A 19,565-nucleotide genomic window follows, 5' to 3' on the forward strand; every position below is an offset into this window, starting at 1 on the left:
GATCCCGATGCCGGCCGTCCGGCCTTCCGACATCGCCGGGAGGCTGCGGGAGGTTCGGGAGAGAATCGACCGGGCGGCGCGACGGTCCGGCCGATCGGCCCACGACGTCCGTTTGGTCGCGGTCACGAAGACGCTCGACGCCGCCGTGGTCCAAGCGGCCTGCGCGCTCGGCCTTTCGGACTTTGGCGAGAACTATATTCAGGAAGCCGCGAAGAAAGTGGCGATCCTCGTGGGGGAAGGCGCACGCCCGACGTGGCACTTGATCGGCCACCTTCAGGCGAATAAGGTGAAAGCCGTGATGGGAACGTTCGCTTGGATACATTCCGTGGATCGGATGTCGTTGCTCGACGATCTCGCGCGTCAGGGTCGGGCCGAAGCCGCCATGCCGGAACTCCTTTTGCAGGTCAATCTCGAACAGGATCGCGCGAAGAGCACCAAATTTGGATTTGAGCCGGCGGAGTTGGAAAATGCCCTCCATGCCGCCGCGGAGCGGCGCCTCCCCGTGCGGGGCCTGATGACCTTCCCGCCCTATTTCGAAGATCCCGAACGAGCGCGCCCGTACTACGCAAGATTGCGGGCCTTGCGCGAGGAACTGGCCCGCCGCGATTGGGGCGAGGGGATCGAGATCCGGGAACTCTCGATGGGAATGTCGAATGACTTCGAAACCGCGATCGAAGAGGGGGCGACGATGGTGCGTGTGGGGACGTCCTTGTTCGGCGCCCGGATGGCAGAGCCGTCCCGCGACGGCCAGGACGGCCCCAAGCGGGGCGGCGCCCGGATGGCAGAGCCGTCCCGCGACGGCCAGGACGGCCTAAAGCGGGGTGGGCCGCGGAGGAGAGACGAATGAAAAAGGTCGGACTCATCGGTGGCGGTCGAATGGGCGAGGCCCTCGTGCGGGGCCTCATCTTTTCCAAGTTTCTCCCGTCCGACGCCGTGGGGGTGTGTGACGTGGACTTGCGCCGCCTGGACCATCTCCATCAGGAGTTCGGCGTGGCGACGTTCAAGAGTAACGCGCTGCTGACCCAATGGGCGGACGTCATCGTGTTGGCGGTCAAGCCCCAGATCGTGACCGGGGTCCTCCGGGAGTTGGCCGGCGGGAAGCTGGACGGAAAACTGATCGTATCGATTGTTGCGGGGCTGCCGCTCGAAACGATCAAGGCCGGTTTGTCCCCAGCCGTTCGCGTGGTGAGGGTCATGCCCAACACGCCGGCCCAAGTGCTTGAAGGCATGTCCGTGCTCTGCTTCGATGCCGGTCTTGGAGAAGCAGAGCATGTGTTTGTGAAGCAGATGTTTGAATCGGTCGGCCAAGTGGTGGTTACGGAAGACGAGAAGATCATGAATGTGGCGACGGCGCTCGTGGGAAGCGGGCCGGCCTTTGTGTTTCTGTTCATCGAGGCGGTGGCGGACGGTGCGGTTCGGATGGGGCTGCCGCGGGACAAGGCTTACGCGGCCGCGGCGCAGATGGTGCTCGGCGCGGCCAAGCTCGTGCTCGAAACCGGTCAGCATCCCGGCCAGCTCAAAGACCAGGTGGCTTCCCCCGGCGGAACTACGATCGAGGGGCTGAGCGCGCTTGAAAAAGGCGGTTTCCGCGGGCTTTTGATTGACGCGATTGAAGCGGCCACAAAGCGCTCGGAACAGTTGTCTCCCACCGCGAAGAAGTGAAATGCACAACGTTTTAGCCGGGCTGGCGGTGGTCCTCGATGGACTCCTGACGTTCTATTTCTGGATCGTCGTCGTCGGAGCCCTGATCTCGTGGGTCAACCCTGACCCCTACAATCCGATCGTGAGATTTCTGAGGGGGGTGACGGAACCGGTGTTTCGCCCCATCCGGCGCCTTTTGGGAAGGTGGATGATGGTTTCGGGGATCGACCTGAGCCCGCTGGTGGTCATTCTTCTCATCCAGTTTCTTCAGTACGCCGCCGTGGCGAATCTGCGCGAATGGGCCGCGAAGCTGAATTGAGATCGATTTTTCGTCGAAGGAGGGAACGATGAAACTGACTCCCATGGAAATCCGGCAATCGGAGTTTCGCCGCACGTTCACCGGCTACGATACGGGCCAGGTGCGGGCGCTGCTCGACGTGGTGGTGGAAGAAATGGAACGGCTCATCAAGGAAAATTCGACGATGAAGGGGGATCTGCGGCGAAAGGACATGCGGCTTCAGGAGATGGAAGACGGCGAAAAGAACGTTCGCGAGACACTCCTCACGCTTCACAAGATGACCCAGCAGGTCCGAGGGGACGCCGAGAAAGAGGCGGAGCTGATCGTCAGCCGGGCGCAACTTCAGTCTGAAACGATCCTCAACGACGCCCAGCAGAAATACAACCGGCTGGTGTCGGAACTCCAGGAGATGAGGCGTGTGAAGATTCAGTTCGAGGCCGCCGTGCGATCGGCCGTGGATCAGCATTTGAAGATGCTCGAAGGACTGACCGCGCCGGAAATCGAGCGGACGGAGGACAAGATTCGGTTTTTCACCGGAGCCAAATCGGGCGAGTAGTGGCGTGTAGGGCAAGTCATGGTCGAGATTGCTTCGTCGGGAACTCCTCGCAATGACGGCAACCGTTTGTCCTTGCGAGCGAAGCGAAGCAATCTCATGACGACAAACCCGGCCACGACTTGCCCTACGATCCGGTAGTGGCCTGGGTGAAGACCCCTTCGAGGGGCCGTTTCATCACCTTCGAAGGGATCGAAGGCTGCGGGAAGTCCACCTGCATCCGCCATGTGGCGGGCCGTCTGCGGCGTTCAGGCAGACGGGTGGTGGTGACGAGAGAGCCGGGCGGAACTCCCGACGGACTCTTCATCAGGAAGCTGCTTCTCGAGTCCTCAGACGCGATGGACCCTCGAACCGAGCTTGTTCTCTACTGCGTGGACCGTTGGATTCATTCGGCTAGGGTGATCCTCCCCAGGCTGAGGCGTGGGGGCATTGTGCTGTCCGATCGATACTACGACTCCACGATGGCGTACCAAGGGGCGGGCCGGAAACTGCCCTCTTCTTTCCTTCGTGAGTGGGTCCTGGGCGTGGGCAATCTTCCCCGGCCGGATCTTACCCTGCTCCTCGACTGTCCGGTGGAAACCGGTTTCCGACGTCTCCGGAGTCGTGGGTTTTCGCGAGACCGGATGGAGCGGGAAGCACTTTCTTTCCACCGGAGGGTCCGAGCGGCCTACCTGGAACGAGCAAGACGCGATCCGGAGCGCTTTCGCGTGATCGACTCTTCCCGTTCTCTCTCCAAGGTGCTGCTGGACGTGGAGGGCACGGTGGAGAATCTTCTGCCATCCTCTCGTAGACGGTAGACCATCGAATGGGCTTAATTGAGGGATGGTCGAAGGTCCGCCGGGCCATCGTGGCGAAGTTCTCCGCCCTCGCGGACGGGGTGGCCAAGCGTGATCCCAAGGTCCTGGCGGAATTGGAGGAGTTTCTGATCACCTCGGATTTTGGGCCGGAGGTGTCCAAACGGCTCGTGGAAGAGGCACGGAAACTCCTGGGTGCCGGAGAATCGACCGACGTCCAGACCGTCAAGGGTAGACTGGCCGTGGTGCTCCTCGAAACGCTGAAGATTCCATCGACCGGGGCGGTTGTCGGTCCCAAACCCCGGGTGATCTTTCTGGTGGGCCCCCATGGGGTGGGGAAAACCACCACGGCGGGCCGGCTGGCGCATCGTTTCGCTTCAGAAGGGAAATCGGTGGTGCTGGCTGCGGGTGACACTCACCGCGCGGCGGCCATTGAGCAAGTGCGCCAGTGGGCAGGGCGTTCAGCCTCCACGCAGGGTCGGGTGGAATGCGTGGGTCAGCAGGAGGGTGCTGATCCGGCTGCTGTGATTTTTGATGCTGTGACGCATGCGCGGAAGTCGGCATCGGATTTCGTGATTGCGGACACCGCCGGACGGGTCCACACCCGGCAGCCGCTCATGGAATCTCTCCAGAAGACCCGCCGCGCCATGGAGAAAGCGCATCCCGGTTCTCCGCATGAAACGCTTCTCGTTCTCGATGCGACCGTAGGGCAGAATGCGCTATCCATTGCCCGCAGCTTCGCCCAAGCCGTGCCGCTCACGGGGCTGGTGCTGACCAAGATGGACGGAACGGCCAAGGGTGGAACGGTCTTCGCGCTATGCCGGGAGTTGAGGATTCCGGTCGTCTACGTCGGAGTGGGGGAAGGAGCCGGGGATTTGGTGCCGTTCGAAGCAGGGAGCTTCGTCGGTTCGCTCTTGGATTAAGCTTCTTCCTCGTCGATCTTGGCGCGGGACGCGTGAGTGGCGGATTCGATGACTTCCCGGCGCCGTTGCTCCCCCATCTCGTTCTCAAGACCGGACTGGCACGTTACGCACATTCGGGCAAAGGGCATGATGCGAAGGCGGGCCGTGGGAATCGTGGACGTGCAATTCTCGCAGGCGCCGTATTCCCCCCGGTCGATCCGAAACAGGGCGTCGTTGATCTCCTTGAGTTTCTGGCTTTCGATGTCTCCGAGCATGAGCGTCAATTCGCGCTCGCGGTCGCTGTAGGCCTGATCGTACAAGTCGCCCACTTCCCGTTTCAGAGAGTACCGCTCCTTCTTGGCCGTTTTCAGGATCTGGGTGAGGAGATCTTCCTTCATCTTGGCCAGCTGATGGCGAATTTCGAGGTAAGGTCCGCTGGTCGCTTTGCGGATCTTTTTGGCGGACTTCTTGGCCGTCACACGGGCGGGGGTCGCCGACTTCTTGACCTTGGCCGTCTTCTTCCTATCTTTGCTCATGCTTTTCTTGGAGCCGCGGATTCGGTGGGCAATCCGTCTCAAAATTCCGATGGCGTTCTCCCTTCTGCCCGCGGCATCTGCCCATCTTAGCGGGGAAAGTCCCCATGTCAAGTGGACCCCGGATCGATTCGACGCAGCGGACGCATGGACGGGTTCCGAATGCACGGTATACTGGTGGGCCTGCAACCCGAGGGATACACGATGGAAGGGATTGATACCAAGACGACGCCGGCGGGCGATCCGCCCAGCGGACTCCCGCGATTTTTTCAAAATCTCGAGCGCCGGAGGGCGGAGCGAATCGCGGAGGAACTCGGAGCGTATCTTGGGCCCGGAGAGCGTGTCCTCGATCTTGGATGCGGACCTCTGGTGGTGGCGGATCACATCCGGAGGCGGCTCGATGTTCAGATTGTGGGCCTCGATACTTTCGACGCGCGCAAGGTCCGGCTGCCCCTGGTGCTCTCCATGGGCGACCGTACGCCGTTTAGGACGGGTTCGTTCGACACCGTGTTAATCGGATTTGTTCTGCATGAGTGTTCGGATGCCGGCGTGGCGATCCTTCAGGAAGCGCAGCGGCTCGCGCGGAAGCAGGTCCTGCTGTTGGAGGAAGGGTACGATACGACCCTGGACCGCATTCTCCTGCGCACGATCGACAAGCTTCTGAATCGCCCCGACCCCAACGCCCCGATCTCGCGGCCGCTGTTCCGGCCCTCGGCCGATTGGTCAAAACTCTTCCGGAATCTGGGATTTGAAATCGCCGGCGTGAAATGGATGAGGACCACTCCGCTGTTCCGGACGCGGCAAGTCCTATTCGTCCTCCGCCCGTAGCCGGGATCAACGCTGAACGATCTTGATGTCATTCTTGCCGCTGCCCCCGTAGATCGTAACGCCTCCGTATTCCCGGTCGATGGTGCTCACGGCCGGCCCGATGCGGACGCGTACCCGCGCCGCGAGCTTCTCGGTTACCTTGATCGTCGGCCGATCGGACCCCCGCGTGCCGCCCCCCTGCTGGAGGAGTTGCCTGCGTTCCTCGATCTGCTGCTTCTGAAGATGCAAGGCTCTCCAGTGGTTGACGATCTTCTCGATCTGCGGGCGCTTCTCCTCGGGCACCCAGGATAGGTCCTCCCGGCCGAGGACGTCCTTCGAAATCGTGCGTTCGATCTTCATGAGCTCTTCCGTGACCGTTTTCAGGGTGAGGTTGAGGTCCTTCAACTCTTTCTCGCGCACGAAATCGATCCCCACCTCCACGGACGTGGGCGCGGCCATCTCCGAGCCGAGTTTCTTGACTTCGATTCCCTGGGCGGCCCGAACCTCTCCTCCGAGGATGGCCCCCTTGCCTTTGAGCGCCCGAATCTTTCCGCCACAGGAGACTCTGCTGTCGAGAAGGGCGTTTCCCACTTCAACGTCCCCGTAGACCTCGAGCGTGGCCCGCTCCACGTACATGGCGCGCAAGCTCCCCTTGCAGCGAATCACCGCTTTGTCCTGTCCCATGACGCCGCGCTCCAAGCGGACGTTTCCGCCCGCGGTGATATCCGCTGCTTCGACGACCTCGTGTACATCCAGGTCGCCTTCCACCTCGATCTTGAAACCATTGGCCACGCGGCCGCGGACTTCCAAGTTTCCCTTGCAACGAATGTTTCCGGTGGAGAGGTCCACGTCGCCTTGAATGACGGTCAGCTGGCTGACCTCCATCCGATTTTCGACAATGCGGCAGGAGCCGCCGGTGGTTGCGCGGTATTCGAGAAGTCCGTCTTCCCGCCGGAGGATCTCCACGTTCTTGCCGGCGGCCGGGGATTCATCCCGTCCGGCATGGCCGGGGAGTACACGGCCCGTGACGGTGAACCCGTCGCGTCCCGCGATGGCCTCCCGCTTGGTCGCGATCAGGTCGCCCGCTGAAACCGAGCGGACGGTCGACCGTTCCCTGAAGTCGACCGGCTCATCCGCCGGCGATGGGGCCCGATCCTGGGATCGCGGTTCCGCCCATTTGAATTCGGCGTCGATCCCCTTGCCGGCCGCCTCGCCGCGGGCGATGAGCACCCCTTCGAAAGCTTCCCTCTGCCGGATCTTCTCCAGACAGTCCGCGACGGGGGCGTCGAGGATGCCTCGAACCACTTTTCGATCGTGCACGGCCTCGCTCAGATCCTCCGCCGAGATCGGGCGGGGAAGATTGAGCGGCAGGTCGAGTGGGTTGAAGGTGGCAGTCGCTTCCATCTCGTCAGGAGACACGGTTACGCGAAGGATGAGCGAACGCGAACCGGCTCCCGGCGGCGCGGCGGCGAGATCCGAAAGCTCGGGCATACCTGGCCTGGACCGTATCTTATCAGGGCTGTTCGGTTCGGGCGAGGAGAATCAATGGGGAGATCGGCGCGCCGATGTGATCCAGCTCACGCCTCTTTCATCTGGGGATACTTTGCCCCACGGTTGGGGACGGATCGTGAGCCTTGGCCACGTGGCGTTCCGTCGCATCGGCGCAACGCACGATTCATCGACGGCGTTGGAGAAGTTGCGCTCCCTGCCCGGCGTTTGAGCCTGGCACGTTCTTTGATCTTAGGAGGTTGGCACCCGGCCTTCAATAGCCTCCCATCGTGGTCGGCCTGGAGGGCCGGGTACCGCGCCTTCCATGGCTGGAGGAAAGATGGATCGAGATTTGACCGACGAACGAAGTCTTCGAATCTACCTTGTGCTGCTCACGATCATGGTGGGCGCGATGCTCTACCTGGCGGCCTGACGATGAATAGGCTACAGATCGGCGAAAACCAGCGACTCGAGGAAGGGGAGAGAGAACGTTTCTCGTTTCTCGCCGAACTCCATCAATTTGCGCTGGACCTCATTCAAGCGATCCGGTCCTTCAGCCCGACTGAGGCCCGAAAGATTCTCCGGTGCGTCGAGGACTCGATCAAGCCCTAGACAAACGGAATCCCCCGTTGGACAGATGGCGGGGAAGGCAGGGTCGTTGATGATCCACGGCCCCATCACGAGAAACCCCCCACTTGGAAATGGGCCCATGTTCGGCTGACCGGGCCGGACGCCGAGCGGATATTCCGCCAGCGGGCGGTTTCCAACGTAGTTGATATCGCGCCGGATGCGCGGATCGCTTTTCGCCGTGATCGCGGTCTGCCCGTCGAACACCTCGTCCATGAATCGTCCCGTCATCATCGGATTGACGTTGTAGATCAACGAAGGGTAGGCATCCTGCATCGAGTAGAGCACCGAGCCGAGCCACTCTTCCGGCTGCCAGTACCCGGCCCCACCGATGCTGGTCCACGAGCTGTCGTTGGCGTCGGGTTGGACCAAGACCTGCACGCCGAGGTCGTTCAGGTGCTTGAGATAAGCCGGGATAAACGCGTCCAGGGAAATGCCGATTCCGTACCGATACCCGGCGTAATCGCATGCGCCCACGTCACCCAGCGCGCCCGGCGTGACCTCGATGGTTTGCTCAAACGGAACGAGGTTTACCTTGTCCCACCGGTAGACGATACGGCCCTGGGTATCGAAGAAGAGCGTGGCGTTGGTGACGCGCGTGTCCGAGGCGCTGACGGCGAGCGTGGCGGCATCGAACATCGGCACAAGCGTGGTGGCCATGACCGGCACGCCGTATTTCTGAGCCGCATAGGCGAAGGTTCGCGTGAAGGATTTCCAGCCGTGGCTCGCAAGCTTGTGGACGATGACCTTCACATCGCCGGAGTCGGCGAACTGGGCGGCCGCAATGAAGAGCGATGTCTGTCTCCTGGCGCGGGCCCCCTCGTCGCCGACAAACACCAGCGGGAGCCCGGTGTATTCCTCGAAGACCACCAGGTTGGGTATGTCTTTTCGAAAATAATCGGACGATCGCTTCATCATGCAATCGATCACGGCCGCGTAGGACGCTTCGGATTCCCCTTCTTCCACGTTCACTCGCCGCCCGAGCGCGAAGACCCTCACCTTTGCATCCTGCTTCATCGATCCCAGGACCACGGGATCGAAAAGCTTGGCGCAGTCGACACCCCCGGCGGCCATCGAGGGAGCCTCGGGAATGGCGGAGGCGGTGTACGCCGGCGTGCATGTGATCGGCGCGCTCGTCAGGCTTTCACCCTTCTCGCAACTGAGGCCGAGAGCCGCCAGGATCCAGGAACCAGGAACGAGGAACTGTGAGATATTCATGCCAACCTTTTCTTGATCCCTTCCGCAATCTTCGTCGCAAAAGCCATGATGGTGAGCGAGGGATCGAGCGATAAGGAGGTGGGGAAAACGCTCCCGTCGGCCACAAAAAGATTTTTCACCCCCCGCGCCTCGCCGTTCAAGTCCAAGACCCCGAAATCGGGGTCTTTCGACATGGGGACGGTTCCCATGATGTGCGGCCCCACGGCGATGCAGCGTTTCATGTCGATCCCGTTGACGGCGCTCTCGATGTCCGAATCTTTCCGAACCCGTGTGCCGACGTTGTCGAAGAAGATCACCTCCTCGCAGCCGGAGGCCAGGAACATGCGGGCCGACTTCTTGAAATAATCGCGGGCCTTCAGGGCATCGGGCTCGCTGATGGCGTAGTGCGGGACTTCGCGGCCCTCGGAGTCCAACTCCACGCGGCCACCGACCTCGTCGTCCAAAATAGAAAGCGTGAGGCCGTAGTGATCGTATTTCGACATGAACTCGGTGAGCTCCGGACCGAACCAGGGGCTCAGCGCGGCCATTGAGCCGGGATGGAGGAAGCCGGGAAGAATGAGATAGCCCCCTTCGATGTGGCGGCCTTGGGCATCGCGACGCGTCTTGCGCCATTCATGGACGGCAAACGGCGACGGGATATTGCGATACGAGTGGACGGGGTCCGGGAATTTGCCCATGACCCAATAGTTCGGGTTTAGAAACAGTTGTGCGCCAAGTCGCTTGTGGGCGACGCCGGAGCGGAGCAGGAGTCCGGCCGATCCGAGCCCGCCGGCACTCACCACCACGGCCTTCGCGTGGACCTCGATCTCGTGCGTGGGTGTTTCGGACGCGGGATCGAGGAACGTGCCTTGAATGCCTACGGCCATGCCGTTTTCGGTGATGACGCGACGGGCGCGGCAGTTGGTGAAAATCCTGGCCCCGGCGTTCGACGCCCGGGGGACATACGTGACCAGCATGCTTTGCTTGCGGTTGTACGGGCAGCCCAGAGTGCAGAATCCGGAAGAGGTACACGCCTGACGTGCCTGCGGAACGGCCCCTCCCTCCCATTCGAGCGTCTTGCAGGCCTCGCGGAATCGCTTGTTCTGCTCGTTGAACAGGTATTCCGGAGCGACTTCGACGTGAAGGTTGCCTTCGACCCGGTCGTAGTACGAATAGAACTCGTCGCCGATCCCATGCGGATCGCGCCACTGCTCGAATCGGTCCCGCGGCAGCCGAAAGCTGTCCGCCCAGTATTTGACCGTTCCCCCGCCAAGGCACCGCCCATACGAGAGGATGACGCCTTCGCGCGTGGCCACGAACCCACCCCAGGCGGCCACTTTGAGAAAACTTTCCGTCTCGATTTCGTTGAAATCCTTCTCCGCGGTGAAGAATCCGCCTTCTTCGAGGACAACGACGGAGAGTCCCGCCTCCGAAAGTTCCCCGGCCACCACCCCCCCCCCGGCACCGGAGCCGACGATGCAGACGTCGGCCGTCTCGGTCACCTTCTTGTTGATCGTCCGGCTTGTGTAAATCACGCGTGATAGGTGGATTCCACCAGCCCCGGCACCTCGACGGGCGCGATCCCATACTTGTCCTTCCACGTTCCATCGTACGGGAGATGGGCGAAGACGCGCGGGTCGCCGAAATAGTAGAACGCGCAGACGGATTTGATCGCGTTGTACCCCAGAAGTCGAAAGCCCAGTCCCGACGAGCGCCACCGGAGCAGTTCGCTACGGGCCTGGTCCACGCTCATCCGGGTGAACCGGCTGAAGCGGAAACCTGGGAACACCGGCCACCATTCAATCAACCCGAGGAGGGTTTTGAAATCGCTCGTGATCGCCGGCTCGGCGGCGGACATCCATACGAGGTGGCGGTCGACCCGGTCGACGATGCCGATTTCATCGGGGCTCGGCCACGGTGGCTCGCTTGGAAGAACGGCGTGGGATGCCTTGCGAAGGACTTCGCGATGTTTGGGGTTCAGAAATAGATTCCCGGCGGGTACGGGCGGCGCGGCCGATGTGGTATCATAGCCGGAAGCTGCGAAGTAGGTGGAAATCATTCCCAGAGATTGCAGGAACTCCCTTCGCCTCATGAGGCGAACCTACTCCATCGTTACCGTCGGGTCAATGCTTTCGCTTGGATTGGCGCTGCTGCTGGGACGGCCTGCCGCTTCATGGGGGCGGTCATCAAGCGCCTCCCATCGGGATGCGGATGTTCCAGTGCTGATTTTCGTCCCCGAGGTGGCCGAGACCTCCTATCAGCGCGGGCCATTTAGCTTTCTGCCCGACGGCATCGCGCCTATATTCCTGCGCGACGAACCATCGCTCAATCCGCTCCTCGCGCAAACGGCCGGCCGCATCCGGGGGAAATGGCACGTCTTTCCTTCGCCTGTGATGGCGTTGCGCCTCGACCGCTGGCTGGCCGAGGCCGCGTCGGCGATTTCACCGCGGGAAGGAGCATGGGGAGCGAACCGGGAGGCCCCGAACCCCTATCCGGTAACCACCGTCGCCGTCGAGCGCGGTAGCGCGCGGGTGCGGCGTGTTGCCCTGACCTTTGATGCGTGTTCGGGCAGGCATCCGGCGCTCGACCAACGTGTGGAGGCCGTTCTGACGCGAATGGGAGTCCCGGCCACCATTTTCGTGGGGGGTGCTTGGGCGGAGCATTCGCCGGATCGGGTGCGCCGACTCGCCAGGAATCCCCTCTTCGAAATCGGGAACCATTCCTACAGCCATCCCCATCTTACGCGTGTCACGGATGAACGTCTGATGGAGGAGATTCAGTGGACGCAGGACATCCTGTACAACCTGACCGGCAGTACCCCCAGACTTTTTCGGGCTCCCTTCGGAGAGGTGGACGACCGGCTCGTGCGGGGCGCCGCGCTCCTGGGGCTGAGGACGATTCAATTCGACGTGGCCTCGGGCGATCCCGACCCGCGCGCCACCAGCGACCGCCTGGTGTCGTGGGTGCTGCACAGCGCCCGGAGCGGTTCCATCGTCGTGATGCACATCAATCGAAGGGGCTGGCACACCGCGGAGGCCCTGCCGGAGATCGTCCGATCGCTTCGTCGTCGCGGTTTCCAGCTTGTGAAAGTGTCGGATCTCTTGCAGGGATGAACCCATCCCTGTAAGAAGGCGCCTATGTCGATTTCGGCTGTAATCCTGGCTGCGGGCAAGGGCGTCCGCATGAAATCGGATCTCCCGAAGGTTCTCCACCCCCTCTGGGGAAAGCCACTCGTTCACTATCCGGTGCAGTTGGCGAAGGCGCTCCATGCAAGTCCCATCAGCGTGGTCACGGGGTATCGACCGGATGGAGTTCGAGCCGCGTTGAAGAGTGGCGGCGTGTCCTTTGTTCACCAGAGTCCCCAAGGGGGAACGGGGCACGCGTTGATGTGCGTTGGGAAAGCGTGGGGTCGTTTCAAATCCCCCGTGCTCATGCTGCTGGGCGATGTTCCCCTGCTGAAAGTGGAAACGCTGCGCGAGTTGATGCGCGTGCATCGTGCTCAGAGGCCGGCGGCGACCGTTCTGACCGCCGAAGTGGAGAAGCCGCGGGGATACGGCCGGATCGTGAGAGACGGACTGGGTAGGGTGTCGGCCATTGTAGAGGAGTTGGACGCCCGTGAAGATCAAAAGAACATCCCCGAGATCAATACGGGCATTTTCATTTTCGATCCTTTATTCCTGAATTCCCATTTGTCGCGTTTGGGCAGGGAGAATCAGAAGAAGGAGTATTACGTCACGGATCTTGTGGCAATTGCTTCCGAGGAGGGACTTCCCGTGGAAGCCGTAAGAGTAGCGGATCCCAGGGAGATTCAGGGGATCAACACCCGGAAAGATCTCCTGACCGCGCGGGATATCCTAAGACAGTTCACGGTGGACGATCTGATCGAGAGGGGAGTCACGATCCTGGACGGTCGATCGGTCTATGTTGAGCCGGGCGTGTCCGTCGGCGAGGGGACCGTTCTCCACCCGCACGTTTTTCTTCGAGGGGAGACACGCATCGGGCGGAATTGCGAAATCGAGCCGGGCGCGGTGATTCAGAATTCGGTTCTCGCCGATGGCGTGCGGGTGAAACCCTACTGCGTGATCGAGGAGAGCGTCATCGGGCAGGGTGCGCAGGTGGGTCCATTCGCGCGGTTGCGACCCGCCTCGCGAGTGGCCGAAGATGCCCGCGTGGGTAATTTTGTGGAGATGAAGAAAACAACCCTCGGGCGCGGTTCGAAGGCCCAGCACCTGAGCTACTTGGGCGACGCAACGATCGGGGAGGGCGTGAACGTCGGCGCGGGCACCATCACGTGCAACTACGACGGGAAGAAGAAATACCGGACGATTCTTGAGAAGGGCGTTTTTGTGGGGAGTGACACTCAGTTTGTGGCCCCCGTTCGCGTGGGGAAAGGCGCCTACATCGGCGCCGGCTCGACCATCACGGAAAACGTCCCCCCCGGCGCCCTCGCCCTCTCCCGCGCCCCTCAGAAGAACATCAAGGGCTGGACCTCGTCGCGCCGCAGGCATCGCCGGTAGGTCTACCGTCTTCTCCAATCGCGTAGGCTCTCAGGGATTGAATCCGCCGCGCCCAATGGCGGATCGGGAGATCGCCGCGCTGAAGGAGATCCGGACGATTCGAAACTAGGTCGCGACCTTCGGCGTTTCAGGGAGCGCCGAATTCGGATTCGAACTCGCGGAGGCGGCCGCGCACGCCGAGCGTGTCGGCCCACGAGCGGAGGTAGGCCCAGTCGAGGGTCAGGCGTCGTTGGTCGAAGACCCTCCAAGCGTCTCCAATGTCCGGTGGGCGCGCGGATTTCAGCTTGAGCAAGATAAGGTCTTCGGCCGATATGATGGGTGCTTGGAGTCCCGGCAGTAGTTCCTCGTTGGTTGTGCGGCCAAGCACGCTTCGGAAATAGTCGATCCCCGAAAAAATGATGTCGACATCGACTTTTGAAGGGTAAGGACCCACAAGCGTTTGGCAGGTCACCCCTTCCCAGTTGCCGAGTTGGCCCTCACCCCGCTCTTCGGACAGGTCGAACCATTTGCGGGCCACGGCCATCTTGATGTCCTGGAAGTTGGCGGCGAGAACGACGACATCGACATCGAAGGTGGCTCGGGGCTTGGCGCGGACACCTACGGCGAATCCTCCGGCAATGCCCCAGGGCAATCCCATCTCATTCAGGGCCTCCGACACGCGGATGAGAGCGGTTTTCACCTCTTCGAGTGTGGCGAGTCCCTTCACGTCGGTATCCCGATGGCGATTGTTATAGGCCCGGCCCAACAAGTCAATAAGCGAGGCCGTCTGCTCCGGGGGAGTGAAGTGAATCCATCCGCGTTCGTCCTGGTACGGCATGGGCGATGAATATTATACCAAGTTTGTGCCGAAGGAGAGGGGGGAAAAACGCGCGGAAACTACCCGCGGTCGAGGCGGTCGGCCATAAGCAGAGGTCGGCCGATGGGGTTCTTGGCGAAGACTTTCCCGTGGACGATGACCTTGTCGCCACGCTTGAGTGCGTTCAACGTGCCCAAGGCGTCGCGATTCGACTTCGCGATGTAAATGATCAGATTCACCCGGTTCTCGCCCGAGAAAAACTCGACGTACTCTTCGGGACCAATCCCGTGGTCCTTCATTCCGAGAAAATAGTTCGATTGGTCCATGAACTCGTCCTGCACCCGTACGTTCTTCCCGATGTGGTCTGCCACTTGTTTCATAAGATCAACGGCCCCGATTTCGGTGTAGCCCGCGGGTTCCGGCTTTGGCGCAGGCGAGGACGTTTTGGCGGCTGCTTTCGAAGCGGACGGTGAGGTCGGCGCCGCCCGGGTTGCGGCTGGGCTCGCCGGCTTGGTTGATTTGGGTTTGGCAACCTTAGGCTTGCCGGTGGCGGCGGGCTTGGCCGGTGCGGCCGGCTTGGGCGCAGTGGGAGGAGCCGTTTCGGCAGCCTCTCCGGCGGCTTCCCCCGGAGTGGGAGCACCCGCCGCCTCACGCTCTTCCTCCACCTCAGGGACTTCAGGTTCGGCGCTTGCCGGAGGTGTGCTTGTGACTTTGCCGGAATTTGGATCCGGGGAGGGAGCTTCTTCCGAGGTGGTTGATGCAACGGATTGGGGAGCGGGAGGCTCCTGCGAAGGCTCCGCCGACGGTTCGCCCTGAGCCGAGTGATCATTTCCGACGACGATGATCAGGTCGAACTGGCTCTCCCAGGAAAGCGGCTTGATCGATTGAGTGGACGGCATGAGATCGGCTATTTTTTTCGCGTCGTCCCGGGCGCCGTCTTTGTAGTAGATGACGGTGGAGTCGAAGATCTTGTCCGCTTTGTCCACCTTGGAGACGGTGAATCCGTGCTTCTTGAGAAAACTTCCCATTTGCGCCGCGCGGCCCGTCGTACGCGTACCGTTGAGGACTTTGATGGAAAGGGCGAAAGCCGGGAGAGTGGAGCAACAGACCGTCAAGCCCAGAATTGCCGCCGCGAGCCGGCGGGGAGCGGTGTGCCTTTTCATCCGGGCGGATTCTAGTCAAAATGGAGCCGTGCGTCAAAAAACAATGCTGGGGACGGAGGATCGGTTTGTGGATGCTTTGCGTCGTCGAGCGGCGGGCGGAGATCCGTCGATCCGACTTGGAATCGGCGACGATGGGGCCGTGGTCTCCGGACCGAGGGGAGATTGGGTTTTCAGTGTGGACGCGTGTGTGGAAGGAATCCACTTCGACCCGGCCATCATGCCCCTGGAAAGTATGGGTTCCCGAGCGCTGGGCGCGGCGCTCAGCGACTTGGCGGCCATGGGGGCGACCCCCCGCTACTACTTGGTTTCGGTGGAGATTCCTTCGGCGGGCGCGGAGAACCGCTTGCGAAGGGTGTACAAAGGTTTCAGCGCCCTCGAGCATCAATGGAAATTGCACCTCATTGGGGGAAATGTTTCACGGGGGGATCGACTCTCGCTCCATACGACGGTCATCGGAGAGTTAGGCAAAGATCGCCCCCTCACCCGAAGTGGGGCAAGGCCGGGCGACGGCCTGTACGTGACCGGGACCCTCGGCGAGTCGGCATGGGGACTGCGGCTATTGAAGGATCGCGGCCGGCGGCTGAATCCTTCGGAGCGTCAATCCGTTCAGAAGTTTCTTCGGCCGTCTCCGCGAATCGATGAAGCTCGCTTCCTTCTGAGGCATCGATTGGCGTCGGCCGGGATGGATATCAGCGACGGGTTGCTGCTTGATCTTTCCCGCCTCTGCCGCGCGAGCGGCGTGGGAGCTGCGCTGCGGGAGGGTCGGATTCCGCGCCCGCAGGGAGCGACGGAACGAGAGATGCTCACGGGAGGCGAAGACTACGAACTGTTGGTGGCCGTGCGGCGGAAGGCTGTGGTTAGGCTGAGCAAGGCGGCTTCCCGCGTATTCCACGCCACGTTCAAATCGATCGGGGTGATTGAAGCGGCACCGGGGGTTCGACTACACTATCCGGACGGAAGGATTGTGAACGCATCGCGCTACGGCAGTCTGGGGTGGGATCATTGGAAGAGCTAGCGGCTTCGGTCGGGCCCAAACTTCTGATTCTCCTGGGCCTGCTCCTGCTTTCCTTCCTCTTTTCCGCATCCGAAGCGGCGCTTTTCTCGCTTAGCCCGCTTGATCTGGCCGGCCTCAAGCGCGAACGTCCCGAAGCCTTCACGAAACTCTCCCGGTTCCTTTCCACTCCGCGGCGGGTGCTGGTCACGCTGCTGCTGGGCAACGAGTTGGCCAACGTCGGTGCGAGCGCCGTGGCGACGGCGCTGGTGGTTCAGCAGGTGGGCGAAGATTTGAAATGGCTGGCCGCCGTGATCATGTTTCCGACGGTCCTGCTCTTCTGCGAGCTGACGCCGAAGACCCTTTCGTTGAGGTATCGATTGCGGGCGGCATTGCTCGTGAGGGCGCCGCTTCAGGTGTTTTTCTTCCTGGTATCGCCGGCGGTCGTCTTTCTGCGTTTCATTGCGGATGGCGTCATCAAACTGGCGGCGCGGCGGGCCCCGCCGGCCGATTCAGGCCTGGCGGAAAAGGATTACAAACGGATGGTGCGGCGTGCCGCGCGCGACGGGTCGCTCACCCCGTCCGAGCAGGGCCTGATCGAAGCCACGTTCACACTGGCCGATGTGGGTGTGGGAGAGGTCATGACCCCGCGGGACAAAGTGTTCGCGGTTCCGGTCTCCAGCAGCTACGAAGATCTCCTCTGGGGATTCAAACAGAAGCAGTTCAGGCGGATTCCCGTGTACGAGGGATCGCCCGATCGCATCGTGGGGGTGGTCCATGTGAAAGAGCTCCTGCGACCCGTGGCCGTCCAGAAAATCAAGGAGACGGGGTCCGTGGCCTTGGTGATGCGGCGGCCGCTTTTTGTAGATCGAAACCGAAAACTGGACGAGATTTTCTCCAAGCTGAACCGGGAGAAGACACACATGGCGTTTGTGAAGGGCGAGAAGGGGGAACTCCTGGGGCTTGTGACGATGGACGACGTACTCTCGAGGATCATGCAGGAGGTCTCGGGCCCAAGAAGCGCGCCGGAAGCAGGGGCGGCGCGAGGACCCCACGAAGATTCTTCTCGCCGTCCGTGGAGCGGAGCGGAGGGGGCAGGCCTTAGGTGACGATCGGACTCGTCCTCCTGGTGTCCCTGCTCTTCATCCTGATGGAGGGCTTCTTCTCCGGATCGGAAATCGCGATCCTTTCGTGCGATAAGATCCGCGTGAAACAGAGATCCGCGGAGGGCAGCACGGCTGCTCAGTTGATTCTCGGCTGGATGCAACACCCCTCGCGCCTGCTTTCGACCACGCTGTTGGGGACGAATCTTGCGGTGGTGCTCAACACCGTCTTCGTAACTTCGGTCATCCTGTCCGGGGGATTTCATCATGCCGAGCTGCTGACCACGTTCCTGCTCGGACCCGTGGTCCTCTTGTTCGGGGAAATTCTTCCGAAGAGCGTATTTCAAGCGTATGCCACCCCCATCGCGCTTCGGGTGGCGCCCCCCCTGCAAGCCGTTTCGTGGATTCTGACGCCGCTCATCTACGTCTTGGATCGGTACGGGCGACTCCTGGGCCGGAGGAAGGAAACCCTGCGGATCACCCGCGACGAACTGGTCATTCTCCTGGGACGCCGGGGGGGGGACGTGAAAGACGTCGAGCGAAGAATCATCCACCGCATCTATCGTTTCGCCACGGGCCGCGTGAAGGACGCCATGGTACCGCTGGCCGAAGTGGCGGCGCTCCCGGAGACGGCTTCGGTGGGGCAGGCCGTCGGGCTGATCCTCCACACCGGTCACACGAGAATCCCGGTGTTTCGAGAGCGGATCGATCACCTGGTCGGCGTGCTGAGGTCGTACGAGCTGATTGATCAAGTGGGATCGCCCCATCAACCGATCCGCGCCTTCGTGCGAAAGCCTCTGTACGTGCCGGAGACCAAACCCCTGGTGGGGCTGCTGGAACTTCTGAAGGAGCGCGGCGTGAACATGGCCATCGCCGTCGATGAGTTCGGAGGCGCGGTGGGCTTCCTCACGCGGGAGGACATTGTGGAAGAAATTGTCGGCGAAATCGAGGATGAGTATGACGAGGGGAGGCGGCGTTGGGAGGAGCGCGACGGCGGAACGGCGATCGACGCGCGGATGGACATCGAGCATGTGAATGAGGTGCTCGGCTTGAACCTTCCTCTCAGTGAGGACTACGAAACGTTGGCCGGATTCGTGCTGGATCGGATGGGGCGGGTGCCGAAGGTGGGGGATGAATTCAAGTTCAACGGGATTCAATACAAGGTGACGAAAGCGACTCCCACGCAGGTGAAAGAGGTTGAAGTTCGCGCCCCGGATGGAGTAGGTGAAGTCAGTTCGACTTCAGCCGGAACGTGAGGCTGGCCGTATAGGTCCAGCCGGAAAAGTCGTGCTGGCGCAGGATCGCGCCGGTATTGAGATCTCTGGCGTCCTTGTCTCGCACCGTTCCCTTCCGTCCGTCCAAAGTTAGATAGGTATCCGCAATGCCCCACTCGTCCTCCATCTTGTCCGCGTGGTACCGGTCGAACGTGTCCAGCAGGATCATGGCCCCCCCCCCGTAGTGCCAACCCCGTTTTTCAAACCAGTAGCGTTCGCTTTTGAGTTGGCGGTGGCTGGACCGTGCGATCACTTCATCGGCTCCCGCGATGCCATACGGGATGATCCACTGGTTTCGGAAGACGTGGAGACGCAGGCCCAAGTCTGCTTGGATGGGAATCGCAGAAAGCGAATACAGATCCCGGGTACGGAGCGAATAGTCCCAGTCGCATTTGGGGAGGGGCTGATCTTCGGCCTCCGGCTTAAAGCCCGGTGCGCAACTGGGGTCGTCGGAGGGCAGGGGGGAGGTTTGTTCCTGGAGGCCGAATCCCGAGGCGTACATGTAGCCTGCGGAGAGGCTGAGAGAAACTATTCTGTAAATGAACCAGCCGGTCGTAAGGCGGAAGGTTGTCACCTGTTTGTCGGGGTCTTGCGGCGCCCTGTGGTCGTTGTAGAATTTCTGGAAAGTCTTGTCTTCCGGGAGGAAAACCCCGCCGCCGATTTCGGTGAGCGTCGGCTTGAGGGAGAATGCGTAGGACGGACCCGTCGAGAGGGCAAGGATGAGGGCGGTGGCCGCCAGTCTCTTGGAGTGCGTCCGTAAACTCACCTGTCGTAGGGGAGGACCTTCAGGTCCTCCCTTCTTGGGAGCAGCTAAAGCTGCTCCCCTACACGCTTGGAGGAGAGGGAACTCCCTCGCCCTGAAAGGCCATGTTACATGCCGC

General features: G+C 61.6%; 20 protein-coding genes. 12 read left to right on the plus strand and 8 right to left on the minus strand.

The window, feature by feature from the left end; genetic code table 11:
• Window positions 1-7 precede the first annotated feature (7 nt).
• The 6 genes from HYT87_15745 to ftsY all read left to right on the plus strand — a co-directional run bounded on the left by HYT87_15745 (window position 8) and on the right by ftsY (window position 4,209).
• On the plus strand, window positions 8-847 hold the full coding sequence (locus tag HYT87_15745; GenBank protein MBI2061191.1) for a YggS family pyridoxal phosphate-dependent enzyme: 840 nt from the start codon (window positions 8-10) through the stop codon (window positions 845-847).
• Window positions 844-1,662, plus strand: a complete 819-nt coding sequence (gene proC, locus HYT87_15750; GenBank protein ID MBI2061192.1) for a pyrroline-5-carboxylate reductase — start codon at window positions 844-846, stop codon at window positions 1,660-1,662. The genes HYT87_15745 and proC overlap by 4 nt, the downstream gene beginning before the upstream one ends.
• A gap of 1 nt (window position 1,663) precedes the next feature.
• Window positions 1,664-1,960 (plus strand): YggT family protein, encoded by a 297-nt coding sequence (locus tag HYT87_15755; protein MBI2061193.1) that lies wholly within the window; start codon window positions 1,664-1,666, stop codon window positions 1,958-1,960.
• 28 nt (window positions 1,961-1,988) lie between these two features.
• A complete protein-coding gene (locus HYT87_15760; GenBank protein ID MBI2061194.1) occupies window positions 1,989-2,495 on the plus strand; it encodes a DivIVA domain-containing protein in 507 nt (168 codons plus the stop codon).
• 137 nt (window positions 2,496-2,632) lie between these two features.
• The gene (gene tmk, locus HYT87_15765; GenBank protein ID MBI2061195.1) at window positions 2,633-3,289 is read left to right on the plus strand and encodes a dTMP kinase; all 657 of its coding nucleotides are present in this window, start codon (window positions 2,633-2,635) and stop codon (window positions 3,287-3,289) included.
• An 8-nt stretch (window positions 3,290-3,297) separates the two neighbouring features.
• A complete protein-coding gene (gene ftsY, locus HYT87_15770; GenBank protein MBI2061196.1) occupies window positions 3,298-4,209 on the plus strand; it encodes a signal recognition particle-docking protein FtsY in 912 nt (303 codons plus the stop codon).
• Here the strand turns inward: ftsY and HYT87_15775 are convergent.
• Window positions 4,206-4,724 carry a TraR/DksA C4-type zinc finger protein gene (locus HYT87_15775; GenBank protein ID MBI2061197.1) on the minus strand — a complete coding sequence of 173 codons (519 nt, stop codon included), beginning with the start codon at window positions 4,722-4,724 and terminating at the stop codon, window positions 4,206-4,208. The two genes, ftsY and HYT87_15775, sit on opposite strands and share 4 nt — an antisense overlap.
• A gap of 159 nt (window positions 4,725-4,883) precedes the next feature.
• On the opposite strand from HYT87_15775, the gene HYT87_15780 reads away from it, so the two are divergent.
• A complete protein-coding gene (locus HYT87_15780; protein MBI2061198.1) occupies window positions 4,884-5,549 on the plus strand; it encodes a methyltransferase domain-containing protein in 666 nt (221 codons plus the stop codon).
• Between the two features lie 6 nt (window positions 5,550-5,555).
• On the opposite strand, the gene HYT87_15785 is transcribed toward HYT87_15780, so the two are convergent.
• The 4 genes from HYT87_15785 to HYT87_15800 form a co-directional block, all read right to left on the minus strand.
• Window positions 5,556-7,019 carry a DUF342 domain-containing protein gene (locus HYT87_15785; GenBank protein MBI2061199.1) on the minus strand — a complete coding sequence of 488 codons (1,464 nt, stop codon included), beginning with the start codon at window positions 7,017-7,019 and terminating at the stop codon, window positions 5,556-5,558.
• A 441-nt stretch (window positions 7,020-7,460) separates the two neighbouring features.
• The gene (locus HYT87_15790; GenBank protein MBI2061200.1) at window positions 7,461-8,861 is read right to left on the minus strand and encodes a hypothetical protein; all 1,401 of its coding nucleotides are present in this window, start codon (window positions 8,859-8,861) and stop codon (window positions 7,461-7,463) included.
• Window positions 8,858-10,375, minus strand: a complete 1,518-nt coding sequence (locus tag HYT87_15795) for a GMC family oxidoreductase (protein MBI2061201.1) — start codon at window positions 10,373-10,375, stop codon at window positions 8,858-8,860. Before HYT87_15795 ends, HYT87_15790 begins: the two co-directional genes overlap by 4 nt.
• Window positions 10,372-10,932 (minus strand): hypothetical protein, encoded by a 561-nt coding sequence (locus tag HYT87_15800; protein MBI2061202.1) that lies wholly within the window; start codon window positions 10,930-10,932, stop codon window positions 10,372-10,374. Before HYT87_15800 ends, HYT87_15795 begins: the two co-directional genes overlap by 4 nt.
• Here HYT87_15800 and HYT87_15805 point away from each other — a divergent pair.
• Both HYT87_15805 and glmU read left to right on the plus strand, forming a co-directional pair.
• Complete coding sequence (locus HYT87_15805; protein ID MBI2061203.1) at window positions 10,931-11,953, plus strand: polysaccharide deacetylase family protein; 1,023 nt, start codon at window positions 10,931-10,933, stop codon at window positions 11,951-11,953. The genes HYT87_15800 and HYT87_15805 overlap by 2 nt on opposite strands.
• A gap of 24 nt (window positions 11,954-11,977) precedes the next feature.
• Window positions 11,978-13,357 (plus strand): bifunctional UDP-N-acetylglucosamine diphosphorylase/glucosamine-1-phosphate N-acetyltransferase GlmU, encoded by a 1,380-nt coding sequence (gene glmU, locus HYT87_15810; protein MBI2061204.1) that lies wholly within the window; start codon window positions 11,978-11,980, stop codon window positions 13,355-13,357.
• Window positions 13,358-13,484: 127 nt separating this feature from the next.
• Here the strand turns inward: glmU and HYT87_15815 are convergent, their stop codons facing one another.
• Both HYT87_15815 and HYT87_15820 read right to left on the minus strand, forming a co-directional pair.
• On the minus strand, window positions 13,485-14,174 hold the full coding sequence (locus HYT87_15815) for a hypothetical protein (protein ID MBI2061205.1): 690 nt from the start codon (window positions 14,172-14,174) through the stop codon (window positions 13,485-13,487).
• Between the two features lie 59 nt (window positions 14,175-14,233).
• Window positions 14,234-15,316 (minus strand): LytR C-terminal domain-containing protein, encoded by a 1,083-nt coding sequence (locus HYT87_15820; protein MBI2061206.1) that lies wholly within the window; start codon window positions 15,314-15,316, stop codon window positions 14,234-14,236.
• A gap of 28 nt (window positions 15,317-15,344) precedes the next feature.
• Here HYT87_15820 and thiL point away from each other — a divergent pair, with 28 nt between their 5' ends.
• From thiL to HYT87_15835, 3 genes are read left to right on the plus strand one after another with little or no spacing between them, the layout of a single operon-like run.
• The gene (gene thiL, locus HYT87_15825) at window positions 15,345-16,331 is read left to right on the plus strand and encodes a thiamine-phosphate kinase (GenBank protein MBI2061207.1); all 987 of its coding nucleotides are present in this window, start codon (window positions 15,345-15,347) and stop codon (window positions 16,329-16,331) included.
• The gene (locus HYT87_15830; GenBank protein ID MBI2061208.1) at window positions 16,319-17,416 is read left to right on the plus strand and encodes a DUF21 domain-containing protein; all 1,098 of its coding nucleotides are present in this window, start codon (window positions 16,319-16,321) and stop codon (window positions 17,414-17,416) included. Before thiL ends, HYT87_15830 begins: the two co-directional genes overlap by 13 nt.
• On the plus strand, window positions 17,413-18,666 hold the full coding sequence (locus HYT87_15835; GenBank protein MBI2061209.1) for an HlyC/CorC family transporter: 1,254 nt from the start codon (window positions 17,413-17,415) through the stop codon (window positions 18,664-18,666). The genes HYT87_15830 and HYT87_15835 overlap by 4 nt, the downstream gene beginning before the upstream one ends.
• Here the strand turns inward: HYT87_15835 and HYT87_15840 are convergent.
• Complete coding sequence (locus HYT87_15840) at window positions 18,641-19,450, minus strand: hypothetical protein (protein ID MBI2061210.1); 810 nt, start codon at window positions 19,448-19,450, stop codon at window positions 18,641-18,643. The two genes, HYT87_15835 and HYT87_15840, sit on opposite strands and share 26 nt — an antisense overlap.
• Window positions 19,451-19,565 lie beyond the last annotated feature (115 nt).

Source organism: Nitrospirota bacterium, assembly GCA_016180645.1.
Classification (GTDB): Bacteria; JACPQY01; JACPQY01; order JACPQY01; family JACPQY01; genus JACPAV01.